The sequence below is a fragment of the Bacillus sp. FSL K6-3431 genome (assembly GCF_038002605.1).
Lineage (GTDB): Bacteria > Bacillota > Bacilli > Bacillales > Bacillaceae_C > Lederbergia.
Genome location: NZ_JBBOCT010000001.1, coordinates 2,275,895 through 2,293,116 on the forward strand (window position 1 = coordinate 2,275,895; position 17,222 = coordinate 2,293,116).

Genomic DNA, 17,222 nt, shown 5'->3' on the forward strand with positions numbered 1-17,222 from the left:
CTTGACCTAGCTCGCTTCGCCACAACCCGCATATGCTGAAGTAACCTTTAAGAAGGCGGTGAAGTTTATGGGATTCTGCGGTGGTTATGGTAGCGGTGGTTATGACGGCGGCGGCTATGGAAACTGCAATTCTTTCGCTTTAATTGTTGTCCTTTTCATTCTGCTGATTATTGTCGGCGCAGCATTTATCTGTTAGTTGCCAGTTAGCCTCCGCACACATACAGGCAGTAAAAAAACCGATTCGTTCAGTTTAATCTTTACTCACCTCATGAAGAGCGCTTTCGCCAGGCGCTCTTTTAATATCCACTCGCCTGACGTTCGTGATTGATTTCATTTTTACTGATGTAAGCTTCCTCGATCTGCTCCCAATCAAAGCCAAGCATGGCACCAAGACCAATGAATAAGTCAAAGATCACTTGATAATTCCCAACTGTTTTATAATGGCTGAAATCCCCGACTTTTCTAAACAACCCATTAAATTGGTTCGTAAGGTTTTCTGTTCATATCATCCAGGAAGTATCGTATTTTTTCCAAACTTCTAAATCAATGGAGTTACCGAACGACAAGATAAAATGCAGACAGTCCACATATTCCTTTAACGCCTTATCATAATCATTCTTCTTATTACTCCAAAACTTGAAAACTACCGGTAATTCATTAGCCATTTCTCCCAGCTCAACCTGTAAAGCAAGAATCTTTTTATCTAGCAAATCCTGACCTTCTAAACCTTTTTCTTTTACGATCCGATCATCGAGCACCTTCTGCGTTTCAAACAATTAACAAGCTTCACACCATCCACATCCTTATCACTTTGTCGAAGCAAGTAGAGCAAAAACTACTGCGTTTTTTCTTGAATGACTTTTCGTATTTCAGGCATTTATTCATTGGGTTACCTCCGTTGTGGGGGTTTATGGTCGCACTGTGTAGCAACTACATTTCATTTATTAGTTCCAGTTGCACATCGCTTAATCGATTTTCCGCATTTTTTATATATTCCGGATTCAATTCGACACCAACAAAATTACGGCCATGTTTTAATGCAACTAACCCTGTTGTTCCGGATCCGAAGAATGGGTCTAATACAATTCCATTTGCAGGAGCGCCAGCCAATTTATTAGGTAGATCAAATAGTGAAAGATCTTTAAACAAGGTAACTGTAGCTGGTAAAGATCTTTCTATAGAAGAACTAAAACTTTTTGAAGAACTGAAAAAACATCCTATTCTATTCCATGACCTCACCACTGATCCAGAAGCTAAGGTGAAAGAACTAATAAATATTATGCAAAACGTGAAGAAGCTATGAATGCCTTGGCTGAATATAATAAAAACCCTTTCGATTTATCAGCTGCAAAAATTTCATTTACAGACTTGTATCATATATTCATGAAACAAAGATTCCCTAACTGGGATGAGAAAACAACCGAAGAAAAGGATACGTTAGTGTCATCTTATAATAGCTATGCAATGGCATATAATCATTCAGAAACCTTATATGACATAAAATTTGTTGAAGTACGAAAAGCTCACTTGCAAGAAGTGATAGACAATTGCCCCAAAGGTCAGACGAAAATTAAAATTAAAACACTTTATAGCCAGATGTATAAAGTAGCGATGGAAAATGATATTGTTGATAAAGACTATGAGGAATTTGTTGATATTGCTAGTGATGACACCAAAAGTAGTAGAAAACCTTTTACAGCTGCTGAAATAAAGCTTCTTAGGGATAATATTGATAAAATACCTGATGTTGATGTAATCTCAATATTGATCTATACAGGAATGAGACCGGCTGAACTTCTTAAAATGGAGAATGCTAACATAAATATCGAGGAAAGGTATATGAGGGGCGACGTCAAAAACAAGCACAGTAAAAACAGGGTCATTCCTTTAAATAAGAACATTGTTGGTTTTGTTGAAAAAAGAATGACAGCTAATCAGTATTTATTGGTCGGGTCCAGAAACAAGAAAATGGATTATCAGAGTTTCCGTAATCGTATATGGAACAAGGTGATGAAGGAGCTTGAACTCGTTCATTTACCACACGACAGTCGACACACGTTTGCAACGATCATAGATCGTGCTGGAGCTGACAAACTATCAATAAAAAGAATCATGGGGCATGCTTCGAAAGATATTACGGATGGCGTATATACTCATAAGGACATAGAAGATTTATTAAAAGCAGTCGATTTGTTAGAATGATAGTAAATAGTATTGTATATTGTGTGTATACTTTTTGTATATTACGCGCAAATTTTCAAGGGAACACATATGTTCTTAACTCCCGACAAACCTTGTTACACCAATCACCCCAACACCTTAAAAAACACTCATTATTATATCATGTATAATTTTCCTTAACATTAAGATTTATTTACAATCATATGTTAAGTAAATTTCTGATCTGAGAGGAGATTGATGTGATGCTTCCGCACTATTTTACAATCAAGGAAAAGGGAGAACATGAAATCATTATTCAAAAATCAAGATTTATTACCTATATTAGCCGAGCGGAATCAGAACAAAATGCTCAGGAGTTTATCCAAATAATCAAAAAAAAGCATTGGGATGCCACGCATAATTGCTCCGCTTATTTAATTGGAGAACAAAATCAGATTCAAAAAGCGAATGATGATGGCGAGCCGAGTGGCACTGCAGGTGTTCCGATGCTGGAAGTGCTGAAAAAGCGTGATTTAAAAGACGTGGTAGTAGTTGTGACAAGATATTTTGGTGGTATTAAGCTTGGGGCTGGAGGGCTAATCCGTGCCTATGGTAAATCTGTATCAGAAGCGATTAATGCTGTTGGTGTTGTAGAATGCAAGTTAACGGTTGTAATGCGCGTCAAAGTGGACTATTCATGGCTAGGTAAATTAGAAAACGAACTGCGCACTTCGGTCTACCAATTGAAGGAAATCCATTACTCTGAACAGGTAGAGGTTGAAGCATATGTCGAAGAGGCACAGATAGATAACTTCAGCGCATGGATGACAGATATCACGAATGGACAAGCGGTTATTATGGCAGGAGAAAAGTTATATTTGGAAATAGATATCTAAAAATGCCTTCTAAGAGCTAGACAAAGATAACATTTCCTTTAAAAAGCATCTCTGAAAACCAATACTTTCTTATCAAAAAAAAAGATTGACTTTAGAATCTACGATTCTAGTCAATCTTTTTTTCGTTTATCATACAGTTGTTTCAGATGCCTGCTTCGCCAACATAAGTGCCCCAGTAATTCCAGCATCATCACCAAGTGCAGGTGGTACAATATACTCATCAATTGACTCTGTAATTTGCGGAACTGCCACATATCCATTCAATAACTTTTGTACTTGTTGCTGAACGAGTGAGAAAATTTGCGCCTGTTTCATGACGCCTCCACCCATAATTATTTTTTTCGGCGTTACGATTAAAATATACTGCATCAGCGCTTGCGCTAAATAATAAGCTTCTAACTCCCATACTTCCTGACGATCAGCGAGCTGAACCCCCTTCGCACCCCAACGTTCTTCAATAGCAGGTCCCGCGGCCATTCCTTCCACGCAATCACCGTGATATGGACAGCGGCCTTTATACGTATCTTCTGGATGTCTACGAACTGGTACATGCCCCATTTCTGGATGAGAGAGCCCTTGTAACAACTTACCTTGAACAACAGCGCCCGCACCAATGCCTGTCCCAACAGTGATATATAAGCAACTATCAAGTCCTTGAGCTGCTCCATGCATTAACTCACCTAAGGCAGCCGCATTTACATCAGTATTAAATTCAATCGGAACATTCAAGGCTGCTTTCATCGTTTCAACAAATGGGTAATTTCCCCATCCAGGCTTAGGTGTAGAAGTAATATTTCCGTATGTATTACTTGTCTTTTCAATATCAATCGGTCCAAATGAACCAATTCCTAGTGCTTTGATCGGATGCTTTTGAAAAAAAGCAATCACTTTCGGCATTGTTTGTTCAGGAGTCTCAGTATCAACTTGTATCCTTTCGATCAGTTCTCCCTCTTTCGTACCAACCGCGCACACAAATTTCGTTCCCCCTGCTTCAATTGCTCCTAACATAAGAAACACTCCATCTCTACTATAATTTATTATGTTAATAGTTTACCATGTTTATGGAGGTATGACATCGCTTAAATAAAAGCCCAAAACCCAAGTCACATACGTTATTATTACAGGTAACTTGGGCAAACTTACAGGATAGTCAACTAGATTAGAACGGCTCACTATGATTTACTGGCCACTAGGACAGTTTATGAGCCACTCAACATGTTTTACTGGCTGCTCAGACGATTTATGACCCACTCAACTTACTGACCACTCGGACAATTTATAAGCCACTCAACATGTTTTACTGGCTGCTCAGACGATTTATGACCCACTCAACATGTTTTACTGGCCGCTCGGACGATTTATGACCCACTCAACATGTTTTACTGGCTGCTCAGACGATTTATAAGCCACTCAACATGTTTTACCTGCCACTCGGACGATTTATGAACCACTCAACATAATCACATAAAGTCTAGGTCTAGCAACGCTCCTTAGCATGCCAATGATAAAAGAAACACGAAGACCTTTAGCTTGTTCGTGTTTCTTTATCGTAAAACACATTTATATGCCACATCCTGTGTATCGTAGCTAGGCCAATTTTCACATCTTTTAATTTCCCTTTAAAAAATGATACAAGGCACCGATTAGCCCCGCTTGATTTCCTTGTTTGCAAGCCTCGATTTTTACTTTTTTTGCAATTGGTGTAGGTACTAATGCCACTTGCTTTCGAACAAATTGGATTAGATCTTCTCGCTCGCTAATGCCACCACCGACCATTATTTTTTCTGGGGCAAAAATGTGCATTAAATTGATAATTCCAAGTGACAATCGATAATAAAATTTTTCCACGATTGCACCTACTTCTTTGTCACCACTATCATACAACGCAAACCACTCTTCTCCGGTTCGCGTCGTGTGGAAATTTCTGTTTAAATGATCAATCATATTCCATGTAGAAGAAACACGACTAAACGACCACTTTGCGAATAAATCATCCATCTCCCCTGTGTGATTTAAAAGCATCAACCCAAATTCTCCAGCCATTCCTTCCTGCCCATGTAAAATTCCATCATGTAAGTAAATCGCCCCACCTATTCCCGTTCCCACCGTGACACATAAAAATGATTCCGCATCTTGCGCATTGCCTTTCCATTTCTCAGCAAGTGCTGCACAATTCGCATCATTTTCTACTTCAACAGGTATTCCTAGATCGGCAAGTTCGGTTTTTATTTGGGTACCAATTAAATCTGTAACGGAGCCAGCATATGAAACAAAGCCGTTATCAACATTCACAGCTGCTGGAACACTCAAAGCAAGACCGGAAATAGCTGGATGTTCGTTCATATGTTTGTGCACTATGCTGCGTATTAGCTTATATGTCTCACCATTACCTTGCTCTGGAGTTGGTATTCTTTCCTCTGATATGACAACTCCTGCTTGATTCATCACAGCCGCCTTCACGAACGTTCCACCAATATCCATTACTGAGTAAAGCTTCATCTTGTTGAATCCTTATCATAAAAACCATTTTGGACAGATAGCTCTCGATACCATTCTCCACTCTTTTTAATTGTCCGCTTGTAGCCATTTTCTAAATCGAGTGATACTAAACCATAACGGTTTTTGTATGCATTTAACCACGACCAATTATCTATAAACGTCCAGACATGATATCCTTTTAAATCGACGCCTTCTTCCAATGCTTTATGCATCCATTTCAAATGGTTTTTATAAAAATCAATGCGATAATCATCCTGAATTTGACCTTCATCATTAAGAAATCTATCTTCGTTTTCGACGCCCATACCATTTTCTGAAATGAAGCATGGAATATTTCCATAATTCTCTTTCACATTTACTAAAATATCATAAATACCTTTTTCATAAATCTCCCATCCGCGATATGGATTCATTTTTCTTCCGGGCATTTCATAATAATCAAAGTAACGTTCAGGCAAAAATGGAGCATTTAGATTAGGCATATTTTCCTTCGCCTTCACCCGCCTAGGCTGGTAATAATTGATTCCTAATAAATCAACGGTATTATTTGCAATGAGCTCTAAATCTCCCGCTTCGATATCTGGCATGAAGCCTTCTGTCTTTATTAAATCGACAAGCTCTGTTGGAAACTCGCCTTTTACAAATGGATCTAAGAACGATCGGTTAAAAAATAAGTCAGCGATAGTTGCGGCTTTGACATCTTCTGGATGATTGCTACGTGGGTAGGATGGCGTCAAATTTAAAATAACACCAATTTCACCTTTATGTCCTTTCGCCTTAAATTCTTTCACAGCTTTTGCACTTGCTAGAATGGAATGGAAACCAGCTTGTACAGCTTTCGAAAAATCACATTCAGCAGGGTAATGAGCACCATATAAATATTGTTGTTCTACAGGAACAACCGGTTCGTTATGTGTAAACCACTTGTTCACCATCTCGCCAAAAAGCTCAAAGCAAATAGAAGCATAACGCACATAGGCATCAACTACTTCGCGGCTTTCCCACCCACCTTTTCTTTGCATCACCATCGGCATATCGAAGTGATAAAGATTTACAAAAGGTTCCAAATTTTGATCAACCATCTCTTTTAACACATTTTTATAAAATGTAACAGCCTTTTCGTTGACCGCACCATCACCAGTCGGAATAAGTCTCGACCAAGAGATAGACAGACGGAAGCTATTGTGACCAAGTTCTTTCATTAAAGATATATCCTCTTTATATCGCTCATAAAAATTAGATGTATTTCCGGGACCAACGCCATTAAAAAAACGATTAGATTCCTCCTGAAACCAATAATCCCAAATATTCTCTCCTTTTCCCTCTAGCGTCGATGCTCCTTCCATTTGCGTCGCAGATGAAGCAGACCCCCACCAAAAACCGTTTGGAAACTGATAAAATTCTTTATTCATATCAATCAAATCCTTTCTATTCATCATATAAAAGGCGATGGAAGCTAATTTGCGTGCTGCAATAACCCTATCGCCTTTCTAATCTTCCGAAATAACTTTTATATTAATAGATTACTAACTTATAGTGCGTGTTCAAAAAGCTGCCAAATTAAAAACAAGAAGTTCGAGGCGGCATAGGATGAGGACCAGACTTGCACACGATGTGCTGACCTCTGTGTTTCTCACAGGACGAGAGAGAGATCTTAACAGAGGTTCCTTACCTTAGTAGAAGTACCTAATTGCCAACGAAGAAATTCGCCATTTATCATTTGGTGACTTTTTGAGTATTCCTTTATAGAAAACCCTTACAATTCTATTATATAAATAAGAAACTGACCATCAAAGTGAACAATACTAAGTTTTACTGTTAAAACTTAAGAAGGGAAGAAGCCCCCTGTCGAAAAACAACTGAGGGCTTCCATTTATTAAATATTTCTCCACTCGGTTGGTGTTGCTCCGACACTTTTCTTGAATTGCTTATAGAAATAGGTTGTATCAGAATAACCAACTTGCTTGCCAATATCCCCGGCACGTAAATGTGTATTTTTCAATAATTCCTTCGCTTTTTCCAATCTGTAATGATTAATATACTCGGAAAATACGATTCCTAGTTCTTTTTGAAATAACTGTCCCAGATAAATAGGATTCACGTGAAAACGTTGACTTAATGTCTTTAATGAAAGTTCTTGATCATAATTTGCGTGCATATACTCCAGAACATTTTGCACAATTGGGCTCCGTGTATCGTTTTGGTTATTAATCGTATGGAGCAGCTCCTCACAGTAATCCTGAAGAACCTCGGCGATTTGCGTTATATTTGATGCATAAACAAGCTTTTCAATCGATGTTGTATGTCTATAATATTTATCTATTTGCACAGAATAATGGATGTAAGATATTAAATCGATCGTATATTTTCTAATAACAATATGTGATTTATAATCTTTATTCACGTTTAATCGGTCAAAATATAGTTCGATACCTTTTTCCACATCTTCTTTAGATGTCATTACACGTTTAGCCATATCAGCCTTATACTCTTGTTGCATCTTTAGTAGTTGCTGCTTATCGATATTCACTTTATCCGAAATCAGCATATTAGGTGGTAGACACACTTCATACAAGGTTAATTCTCTTGCCTGAATATAACTGTCTTCTAGCTTCTCCATAGATGTGATCGGTTTCCCGGTCGCTAAGTAATAATCTCCAGTTTCATCATATGCATGATTTAAATCCTCAGCGAGTTGGCGATTATTATCGGTTAATTCCTCTTCACTCTCTGCTTCAAAAATAATGATCAATTCTTGATCTGGATTGTAAAGACATGTCGCTGGATAGTTTACTTCAATATATCTGCGCATTTTTTTGCTCTGTGTTGCATCTGCATCCTTTTTAAAATGAAGAATCGAAACACTATAATACGGTTTATCCAATCTCATATCATATAGTGCTAGTCTTTCTTGCCATTCGCTTTTTTCAATTTCTCCATTTAAGAGACGCCATAGTGTATTATCTTTAAGTGTCGTAAATTCCGGATTATGCCGTTCACCGATAAATGTATATAATTTTTGACTAACCGCTTGAATTGTTTTTAATAATTCTTCTTCATCGACGGGCTTTAGTAAGTAATTTTCAATTCCGAGCCTCATACCTTGTCTTACATATTCGAATTCTTGATAGCCTGATAAAATAATACATGTAATCTGCGATTGAATTTTTTTAGCATGCTCAATTAATCCAAGGCCGGTCATCTTCGGCATCATAATATCCGTCACGAGTAAATGCACAGTATTTTCTTTTATATATGAGAGGGCTTCCTCTCCATCCTGAGCGATAAAAACTACTTCAAAGCCGTAATCTTCCCAATTTATTAAAGCTTGTAATCCTTGTGTTATGATCGGTTCATCATCTACAAGTAATACTTTATACATGCCTGTTTCCCCCTATAGGAATAAAAATCGTTACGATGGTTTCTATCATTTCCGTACTTTGAATCGATAGGCCAAATGGTGGTCCATATTTCAATTTTAAACGTTGATGTACATTTTTCAGACCAATTGATTGTATCACATCACCTTCATCATTAAGGTGGGTCATAATTTCTTTTAACCTATCCACCGAAATACCTAAACCATTATCCTTTACATATATCTCGATTTTCCCATCCACTTCCGAGACCTTGATTTCTAAACGATTATCCGTTTGATCTTTTCTAAATCCATGGACCATATAATTTTCAATGATTGGTTGAAGGATTAATTTTTGAATAGGTACATTCTCGATATCATTAGGAATATCAATGATAACTTCTAACTTATTTGGATGATGAAGCTGCATCAATTGTAAATATTGATTAGTATGCTCCAACTCAATGTGTAACGGAACAGTTTCTTTTGATTCAAGCGTATATCTAAATAATCTTGATAAATGATAAATCATTTTACTAGAAGTTTTTGACCCTTCTATTACTGCAGCCATCCGAATAACTTCTAATGTATTAAATAAAAAGTGTGGATTAATCTGCGATTGCAACGCTTTCAATTCAGCTTGTTGCTGTTTAATATTTAGTACATAAAACCGATCAATATAATTATTTAATTCATCAAGCATCGAGTTGAAGCTTAATGCAATCGTGGAAAGTTCATCTTTTTGTTTGAATTCTGGTATACGTACATCTAGATTGCCCCGTTCCACTTCTCGTATCGAGGAGTCTATTTTATTGATTCTCGACGAGTAATTGCGCATAAATGAATAGGTGATTAATATTGCAATCAGTGTTGAAACTGCGATCATTAGCCACATTGTCCCTCTGACAATCGTTAATTTATTCAGTTCTTTTTCAGGGATTATACCGATGTATGTAAAATCTTTGTTGCCAGCGACCGAGTTCACATAATAGGTTTCTCCCTCCCATTTCTCAACACTTTCATTCGTTTCCTGTGGGAAACCTTGTATCATTTTCAAAGGAATATTCTTATCATTGGAGGCATATATCACTTTTCTATCATTATTCAATATAAAAATGGAGGGTTTTGCCTCTGTTTTTCTTTTATTAATAATATTATCTAATCCTTCGGTCGTATAATAAACAGATATCTCTCCGACTTTATCAAGTGTACTAGGATTATTAATATTGCGTTCAATAGTAAATGTATCTTGTACTTCCCTTAAAGTAGGCCCAACAGATGGAAATGCATCTACCCTGTCATGAAAATGAGCGATCGTTGAATAGTCGATAGATTCGTTAACAATGGATTTACTCCAGCGTAGAAAGTTATAAATATATAAATATTCTATCGATGGCGTTTCATCAGAACGCAAGCTAACTGCATTCACATCATTACGTTGATCAAAATAAGTATTAAAAAAAGTATTCATATCGCTTGGAACAAAAGAAGGACTATCTGCATATCGATCTAATCGATACTTGAGATAATCTTGATATCCATTTTGGAGAGCATAGGCCATATCATTAATTAGTTCATTTTTTCCATAAAGCTCTCTGATCATAGTCGTTACATCTATTTCTCTTTCATTGAAATAATCATGCACTCTTTCTAATATTCGGGAGTTCAAATCCATTTCTCTTTGGATAATACCGTCTGAATAGTAATTTGTAATCGTAACGAACAAGACAGAAACTGTCGCTATAATCGTAATCGAGGAAGTTAATAGTAATTTATTAAATATTTTATGCTTATATGCAAGTTTTCGCTTGAAGTCCACGTTCGTTGCTCCTCATTAAAGTTTGATTAACAATATAATTATTATATCACGTATGAAGTAACGTTGGACTAAGAACACTTGTGCCGTGCAAACATTTTTTACTGATTTATAGTTCCTATCATTCTTACCTTTTGCATACATTTGTATATCGTTGCTCATTATTACACAAGAAAGCAAGCCGGAAATTCACTCCGGCTTGACATCCAATATATTAATTATTCTTTTTCCACTCGTCATATTGCTTTTGAATTTCTTCCATTACCTTATCCAAACCTGCTTCTTTGAATTTTTTGTTTGCTTTAGGCAAATATTCTTCTGGGTCTACTGTTCCAGTTGCCAATGCAGGATAAAATTCTTCTGCTACGTTTGAAATAGAGGCGATTTCAGATCTTACTGCACTGCTATCAAAATGGAAACCTAAAGTTGGTGCTGGTTTTGATGACTCATTAAATGCTTTGAATGCTTCCCACTTATCTGCAGGATCTTCTTCATATAAATAAAGATTGAAGTGATTTCCTAACGAATAAGTTGGCATATTATATCTTTCTACACGAGCTGGAAGGTCTTTAATTGTACCATTTTCATTTTTTTCATAGTGAACATCTTCAATACCTTTATCTACTAAATTACGTAGGTACTCATCTGTATTCAATAGATTCACGAATTCCATTACTTTTTCAGGATTTTCCGATGTAGATGAAATAGCTTGAATCGCTCCTGTTACTGAACTGTTGAAAGTAGTTGGTTCTTCTGCAGGTGTTGAAACTACTTCATATTTTGCGGAACGTGTCCATAATAAATCAGCATACGGCTGTGAATCTCCCATACGAACGAACCAATTTTCTACATCCATAGGCCATGAATCTTTACTTGTTGCTGCATCAGCCTTAATATATCCGGCTTTATAATAGTTATGCATTGTTTTATATGTTTGCATTGCTAGATCAGACTCAAAGAAATTGATTACTTTGCTTGTATCTCCTTCAATTGGGAATGCAAATGGCAGTTTACCAGTCATGACATAGTCAAATGGAAGATACGCATTAAATGTTGCGATCGGAGTAATGTCAGATTCTTTTTCTTTGATTGTTTTAAGCATCGGCTCTAAATCTTCCAAAGTCTTTACTTTACTGATATCGAAATTATATTTATCAACTAAGCGTTTATTAAAAGTATAAACAGTTTGTCGGCCTGCTTCTTTATTGGAAGGAATTCCATATAATTCACCATTTACTTTTGCGCCAGCAAGTAAAGCTGGATCAAGCACTTCTTTTAATTCCTTTCCATGACTATCAAGCAATTTGTCCAATGGTTCAAAAGCACCTTTTTGTGCATCTTGTACATATTTACCACCGCTTGTATATGCCAAGTCGAAAGGTTCACCGGAAGCAATAATTACTTGCATTTTTTGCTCATAATCGCCCCAGTCAATCTGAGTTAGTTTTACAGTTGCATTAATTTTTTCTTTCGTGTATTTATTTACTTCCTCAAATACTTTATCCGTATCTTTTTGCGGCGTTCCAATCGTATACCATAAAATTTCATACGGTTTTTCTCCGCCACCTTTGCTTGTTTCTTTTTTCTCGTCTTTACCGCAAGCAGCTAGGATCGTACCAATTCCTAATACCATTACAATAAAGAGCATTAATTTCTTCTTCATCATTTTCTCCCCTTTTTACTTTTATTCTAATTATTCTTTCACGCCACCGATAGTTAACCCACTAATGAAGTATTTTTGGAAAAATGGATAGGATACAGCTATCGGTAAAGTGGCGATTACAACCATGGCCATTTTTGCAGTATCTGCAGGAATCGATGAGAATAAACTCGACTGTGTAGCACTAATTTCGATATTTTGCCTCATGAACTCAAGATTACTTTCAATTTTCATCAACAAAGATTGTAACGGTACTAGAGTTGGTTTATCGATAAACAGCAAGGCATTAAACCAATCATTCCAATAACCGAGTGTGCTAAATAACGCAATTGTCGCAATCCCTGGTAAAGATAAAGGAAAAACAATTTGGAAAAAAGTTCTTAATTCACTGGCCCCGTCAATCCTCGCTGATTCCAAAATGGATTCTGGAACAGATCTCATAAAGAATGTTCTCATAATGATAATATAGAAGGCATTCATGGAAAGAGGTAAAATTAATGCCCATATGGAATCTTTCAAGCCTAGAAACTGTGTAGCTACAATATAGAATGGAACCATGCCGCCACCAAAAAGCATTGTAAAGAAGGCAAAGAATGTAAAGAACCTTCTATATTTAAATTGTTTTCTTGAAATCGCATAAGCATAAAATGCAATCATCATTACGCTTATGACCGTTCCAACAACAGTAATAAAAATTGTTACACCATATGATTGTAGCAATTGCTCTTTCATATGCCATAAATATTTGTAAGCCTCAAGACTCCATTTTTCAGGAATAAGCTGATACCCTTTTTTCGCAATTGTCGCTTCATCCGTAAATGAAATCATGATGACGTAGAAAAATGGAAACAAGCACATGAAAGTAAATATTGCCAAGGCTATATTCATTCCCCAGTTTGTCACTGGATGAAATCCATGTGGATCAAATTTCTTTTTTCGTTTACGATTCATTTCACCATTTAATTCACTAGTAGAAAGAGATACTGCTTCAGTAGATGTATTATTCGTTTTTTTACTTTCCATACGTCTCAGCCGCTATGCGACCTGCCCCCTTTCGTAAATAGGTGATAATATTAAAATAATGCATTTTCTTCGTCTATTTTCTTAACGATATAGTTTGTCAGAAGGACGAGAACCAATCCTACAAATGACTGATATAACCCTGCTGCCGTACTCATGCCTATATCGCCCAACGTCATAAGACCGCGATAGACAAAGGTATCAATTGTGTTTGTAACAGAATATAGCGCCCCCGAATCTCTAGGTAATTGATAGAATAGCCCGAAATCGGAGTTGAAAATTTTCCCTACGTTTAATATTGTCAGTATCACAATTAGTGGGGTAATCATCGGAAGGGTTACGTGGCGAATTTGCTGCCACTTTGTCGCACCATCTATCATTGCTGCCTCATAATACGTTTTATCAATTCCGACAATTGCGGCTAGATAAACGATACTCCCGTATCCGACACCTTTCCACATACTCATAAATATAATGATGAATGGCCAATATTTAGGTTCGTTATACCAGGAGATAGCTTCAATGCCGAACCAATCCAAGATGTTATTCATTAATCCTCTGTCGGCACTCAAGAAGGTGAAAACAAAATAACTGACGATAACCCAAGAAAGAAAATGGGGAAATAACATTCCTGTTTGGTATACTTTCGCTAGTTTCTTATTAGCCAGTTCACTTAAAATGATTGCTACTGCGACTGCCAAAACCAGTCCTATGACAATGAATACTAGATTGTACAATATTGTATTTCTTGTAATTACAAATGCACTATCTGTGCTAAATAGATATTTGAAATTGTCAAATCCAACCCATTCACTATTAAATACACTGGCGAAAAATCCATCTCGTGATATACGAAAATCCTTAAATGCGATGACTGTACCAAACATCGGCAAATAGGAAAATAGTAGAAACCAAATAGTACCAGGAAGTACCATAAGGAGCCATATACGATTATTTATTAGGTCTTTTAATATCTTCTTCAATTTCCTTGTCGACCTCCTTTGCATATATTGTAAACACTTTCATACTCTTATTATAAAAAACGTGTAAGCCTATTCATAGTTGACTTATTTGAGTTTAACTGGACAAATTAAATGAGCCTTGTAATAACGAAGGAGCCAGCTCAAATTTAAGCTAGCTCCTTCGTATTAATTATTTGTGTATAGTAATAAAGAATGCACTTCCTATGGACTATTGTAAATAGCAAGCTATTTATCCTGCATAACTTTTTGCACGTTGTTGTTGAGGCCCTTTATACCAGAAAACTAGTAAAAAAAACATTAGAATACCAGTAGCCCAAAATAACCATTGAAGACCAATGAAATCAATGACTAAGTAACCAATTAATGGCCCAAGTGCTGAACCAAGATCGACAAATAAAGTGTAATACGTCATTGTTTTTACGGATGAAATGTCACCCGATAAATCTGCCGCCATAGAATCACTAGTCGTAATTAATAATGTAGCTACTAATTGAAAAACAAGAATTACAAGAATAAAAACGATAAATGGGATATTAAGTGGGATGATAAACAAGCAAATGGTTCCAAGTAATAGAGCAAACATTAATAAAGGGATTCTTCCAAATTTTTGATCCGACCATTTCCCGACAAGTGGTGCTAAAAAAGGATCTAACCCCATTCGAAAGGCTTGTAAAATCCCTGCAACAGCTACCGCTCCAACTGTAAAAGATAGAAATACAAGATTTTCACCGATTTGATGTTCAATCACTTTGCTTAATGTCGATGTAAATATTCCGTATACAACAAAGGCAACCAATAAACCATTCAATAATACAGGTAAAAGTTTTTTTCGATTAACTAAACTGGAAGGATGATCCTCTCTTTTCTCTATCCCCGCATCACTTACCGTATTAGGAACATAACGGATAACAAATGGGATACTACATATACCCAAAATTGCAAACACTGTTGTGATTGTTGGGATTCCTACAATTTCGGTAAAAATGCCACCTATTAACATACCAAATAAAGTACCTAAGCCCCAAAGACCATTATATAAACCAATAAAATGGCCTCTTGTTTGACGATCACTACACGAAATCACGGTTAAGTATCCCCCTAAACGTAGAAAGGACCAAGCGATCCCCCATAGAATACGCATAGCAAGCAATAACCAAAAACCTTTTAAAGTACCATAAGAGTAGGTAGAAATAATGGCAAGAATAACAGCTAGCAGTAATCCCGTTCTTTTATTCATATTTTGATAACACCAACCTACTAATGAATTGATAGGAAGGCGAATGATTCTATTCGCAGATAGTAGAACACCAATCTGCCACATTGATGTTAATCCAAAAAACTTCCAATATATCGGCATAACAATAAACAGCATTTCGTTACCTAATACACTGATCGCAGTTATTAAAGCGATAATTACAACAGATTTTTTACCCGTATTTTCTATTTCCATAAGGTTCAATATATATCCTTTCGAAAAGTATTTGAAGTATTGAGTTAAGCCTACTTTTTTATCCTATAGTTGTGGCCTGTTATTATGCTTTTCAAGGCATAGAAAGGCATCTTTCCATTTCTGTGGGCTGGTTTTCATCAAGTGAAAACTAACAGATGAGAAATATGCCTTAATATCTATCAATATGATAAGCCAATAAATGTCATAAGCAAATTTTTTTTATTGTTCTTTGGTCCTTCTTTAGGAGAAAGCGTAGGTGAGAGTTACCAATTAGGTGGGGCTCTCCCCCACCTGATTCCCCGATGTTTCAGCTTACTGAAACGAGTTCACTTATGACATTCATCTATAATAGATTGAATTTATTAGCGGACTACTTAGCTGCTATCCATTCTACACTTTTTTGTTCCAGTATCGACGTCCACGAAGTCGGTGGTTCTTTGTCACTAATAATAACGTCTATCTTATCTAAAGTGATAATGCTGCTAAATGACTGAACACCTATTTTACTATGATCAGCTAAGACAATGACTTCATTGGAATAAGAAGTCACTATTTTCGATATAGCAGATTCATTTAAGTCATAGTCGCTTATACCTGTTTTAACAGAAACGCCTCCAACTGAGAGAAAAGCTTTATCTACATAAAAATTCTTTAACATTTCTTCACATAGATAACCACTTACAGACTGTTGATCGGGCGATACTTCCCCACCCAAAATGATTAACTTCCCTCTAAATAATCCTTGAGATAGCGAGTCTTTCAAGAAGTTTGCTGTAGGCAAAGAATTGGTGATGATAGTAAGTCGCTTAAAGCCTTCAATAAACTTTGCAGCCTCTAATACCGTTGTTCCAGTATCTAAAAAAATAGTATCTCCATCATTAATAAGCAACGAAGCTTGTTTTCCAATGGATATTTTCTCTTCTCGATTGATAATCTGACGTTGTTGATATGGAGGCTCTCCATCTTCATATGAACTTTTCACAGCTCCACCGTAAACCCTTTTTAGCTTTTCAGTCTTCTCTAGCGCTTCCAAATCCCTTCGAATTGTTTCATTGGAAACTTGTAATTGCTCTGCTAACGAAACAACACGAACTTTGCCCCGTATGTCTATTTCATCCATAATAATCTTTTTTCTTTCCTCTGATAAAAGTGACAATTTACTCCGCCCCTTACTAAGGATCATTATTTTCCATCTAAAATAAATTGTTTTTGTTTTTCAATAACAACACGGCGGAATTTTCATTATTGATATCCGCAACAACTTCATTTCACCTAGAATCCTATTCAACTGGTTCATTTTTCAGAAAGCAGTTTGATATATAGCAATCTAAATCAATTATATTTTAATCTATCCATAGATGATATATTTCCCATCGTATT

At 36.4% G+C, this 17,222-nt stretch carries 14 protein-coding genes and 1 pseudogene; 3 read left to right on the forward strand and 12 right to left on the reverse strand.

The window, feature by feature from the left end:
- The first annotated feature begins 67 nt into the window (after positions 1 to 67).
- Positions 68 to 196, forward strand: a complete 129-nt coding sequence (locus MHB53_RS11745) for a YjcZ family sporulation protein (protein WP_340918425.1) — start codon at positions 68 to 70, stop codon at positions 194 to 196.
- 100 nt (positions 197 to 296) lie between these two features.
- On the opposite strand, the pseudogene MHB53_RS26380 reads toward MHB53_RS11745, so the two are convergent.
- Positions 297 to 776 (reverse strand): annotated as a pseudogene (locus tag MHB53_RS26380) (dUTP diphosphatase).
- Positions 777 to 930: 154 nt separating this feature from the next.
- Complete coding sequence (locus MHB53_RS26385) at positions 931 to 1,239, reverse strand: DNA methyltransferase (protein ID WP_445661430.1); 309 nt, start codon at positions 1,237 to 1,239, stop codon at positions 931 to 933.
- A 69-nt stretch (positions 1,240 to 1,308) separates the two neighbouring features.
- Between MHB53_RS26385 and MHB53_RS11765 the strand changes: the two genes are divergently transcribed.
- A complete protein-coding gene (locus MHB53_RS11765) occupies positions 1,309 to 2,202 on the forward strand; it encodes a tyrosine-type recombinase/integrase (RefSeq protein ID WP_340918429.1) in 894 nt (297 codons plus the stop codon).
- Positions 2,203 to 2,423: 221 nt separating this feature from the next.
- The gene (locus MHB53_RS11770; protein ID WP_340918432.1) at positions 2,424 to 3,056 is read left to right on the forward strand and encodes a YigZ family protein; all 633 of its coding nucleotides are present in this window, start codon (positions 2,424 to 2,426) and stop codon (positions 3,054 to 3,056) included.
- 129 nt (positions 3,057 to 3,185) lie between these two features.
- Here MHB53_RS11770 and MHB53_RS11775 read toward each other — a convergent pair whose 3' ends face one another.
- The 10 genes from MHB53_RS11775 to MHB53_RS11820 all read right to left on the reverse strand — a co-directional run bounded on the left by MHB53_RS11775 (position 3,186) and on the right by MHB53_RS11820 (position 16,998).
- Positions 3,186 to 4,064, reverse strand: a complete 879-nt coding sequence (locus MHB53_RS11775) for an ROK family protein (RefSeq protein WP_340918435.1) — start codon at positions 4,062 to 4,064, stop codon at positions 3,186 to 3,188.
- 600 nt (positions 4,065 to 4,664) lie between these two features.
- Complete coding sequence (locus MHB53_RS11780) at positions 4,665 to 5,555, reverse strand: ROK family protein (RefSeq protein WP_340918437.1); 891 nt, start codon at positions 5,553 to 5,555, stop codon at positions 4,665 to 4,667.
- The gene (locus MHB53_RS11785; RefSeq protein ID WP_340918440.1) at positions 5,552 to 6,967 is read right to left on the reverse strand and encodes a glycoside hydrolase family 1 protein; all 1,416 of its coding nucleotides are present in this window, start codon (positions 6,965 to 6,967) and stop codon (positions 5,552 to 5,554) included. The genes MHB53_RS11780 and MHB53_RS11785 overlap by 4 nt, the downstream gene beginning before the upstream one ends.
- A 464-nt stretch (positions 6,968 to 7,431) precedes the next feature.
- Positions 7,432 to 8,937: a response regulator transcription factor gene (locus MHB53_RS11790; protein ID WP_340918443.1), complete on the reverse strand. Its 1,506-nt coding sequence runs from the start codon at positions 8,935 to 8,937 to the stop codon at positions 7,432 to 7,434.
- Positions 8,930 to 10,732: a sensor histidine kinase gene (locus tag MHB53_RS11795; RefSeq protein ID WP_340918446.1), complete on the reverse strand. Its 1,803-nt coding sequence runs from the start codon at positions 10,730 to 10,732 to the stop codon at positions 8,930 to 8,932. Before MHB53_RS11795 ends, MHB53_RS11790 begins: the two co-directional genes overlap by 8 nt.
- Positions 10,733 to 10,943: 211 nt before the next feature.
- A complete protein-coding gene (locus tag MHB53_RS11800) occupies positions 10,944 to 12,392 on the reverse strand; it encodes an ABC transporter substrate-binding protein (protein WP_340918449.1) in 1,449 nt (482 codons plus the stop codon).
- Positions 12,393 to 12,422: 30 nt separating this feature from the next.
- Positions 12,423 to 13,340, reverse strand: coding sequence for a carbohydrate ABC transporter permease (locus MHB53_RS11805; RefSeq protein ID WP_445661513.1), 918 nt, complete (start codon positions 13,338 to 13,340; stop codon positions 12,423 to 12,425).
- 122 nt (positions 13,341 to 13,462) lie between these two features.
- Positions 13,463 to 14,392: an ABC transporter permease gene (locus MHB53_RS11810; RefSeq protein WP_340918454.1), complete on the reverse strand. Its 930-nt coding sequence runs from the start codon at positions 14,390 to 14,392 to the stop codon at positions 13,463 to 13,465.
- Positions 14,393 to 14,621: 229 nt separating this feature from the next.
- Positions 14,622 to 15,842: an MFS transporter gene (locus MHB53_RS11815; RefSeq protein WP_340918457.1), complete on the reverse strand. Its 1,221-nt coding sequence runs from the start codon at positions 15,840 to 15,842 to the stop codon at positions 14,622 to 14,624.
- A gap of 370 nt (positions 15,843 to 16,212) precedes the next feature.
- On the reverse strand, positions 16,213 to 16,998 hold the full coding sequence (locus MHB53_RS11820; protein WP_340918460.1) for a DeoR/GlpR family DNA-binding transcription regulator: 786 nt from the start codon (positions 16,996 to 16,998) through the stop codon (positions 16,213 to 16,215).
- Between the last annotated feature and the right edge of the window lie 224 nt (positions 16,999 to 17,222).

Excerpts from the sequence above, each read along its gene's own strand:
- MHB53_RS11745 (WP_340918425.1), top strand. The coding sequence starts at position 68 with ATGGGATTCTGCGGTGGTTATGGTAGCGGTGGTTATGACGGCGGCGGC.
- MHB53_RS11770 (WP_340918432.1), top strand. The coding sequence starts at position 2,424 with ATGCTTCCGCACTATTTTACAATCAAGGAAAAGGGAGAACATGAAATC.
- MHB53_RS11775 (WP_340918435.1), bottom strand. The coding sequence starts at position 4,064 with ATGTTAGGAGCAATTGAAGCAGGGGGAACGAAATTTGTGTGCGCGGTT.
- MHB53_RS11780 (WP_340918437.1), bottom strand. The coding sequence starts at position 5,555 with ATGAAGCTTTACTCAGTAATGGATATTGGTGGAACGTTCGTGAAGGCG.
- MHB53_RS11785 (WP_340918440.1), bottom strand. The coding sequence starts at position 6,967 with ATGAATAAAGAATTTTATCAGTTTCCAAACGGTTTTTGGTGGGGGTCT.
- MHB53_RS11790 (WP_340918443.1), bottom strand. The coding sequence starts at position 8,937 with ATGTATAAAGTATTACTTGTAGATGATGAACCGATCATAACACAAGGA.
- MHB53_RS11800 (WP_340918449.1), bottom strand. The coding sequence starts at position 12,392 with ATGAAGAAGAAATTAATGCTCTTTATTGTAATGGTATTAGGAATTGGT.
- MHB53_RS11805 (WP_445661513.1), bottom strand. The coding sequence starts at position 13,340 with ATGAATCGTAAACGAAAAAAGAAATTTGATCCACATGGATTTCATCCA.
- MHB53_RS11815 (WP_340918457.1), bottom strand. The coding sequence starts at position 15,842 with ATGGAAATAGAAAATACGGGTAAAAAATCTGTTGTAATTATCGCTTTA.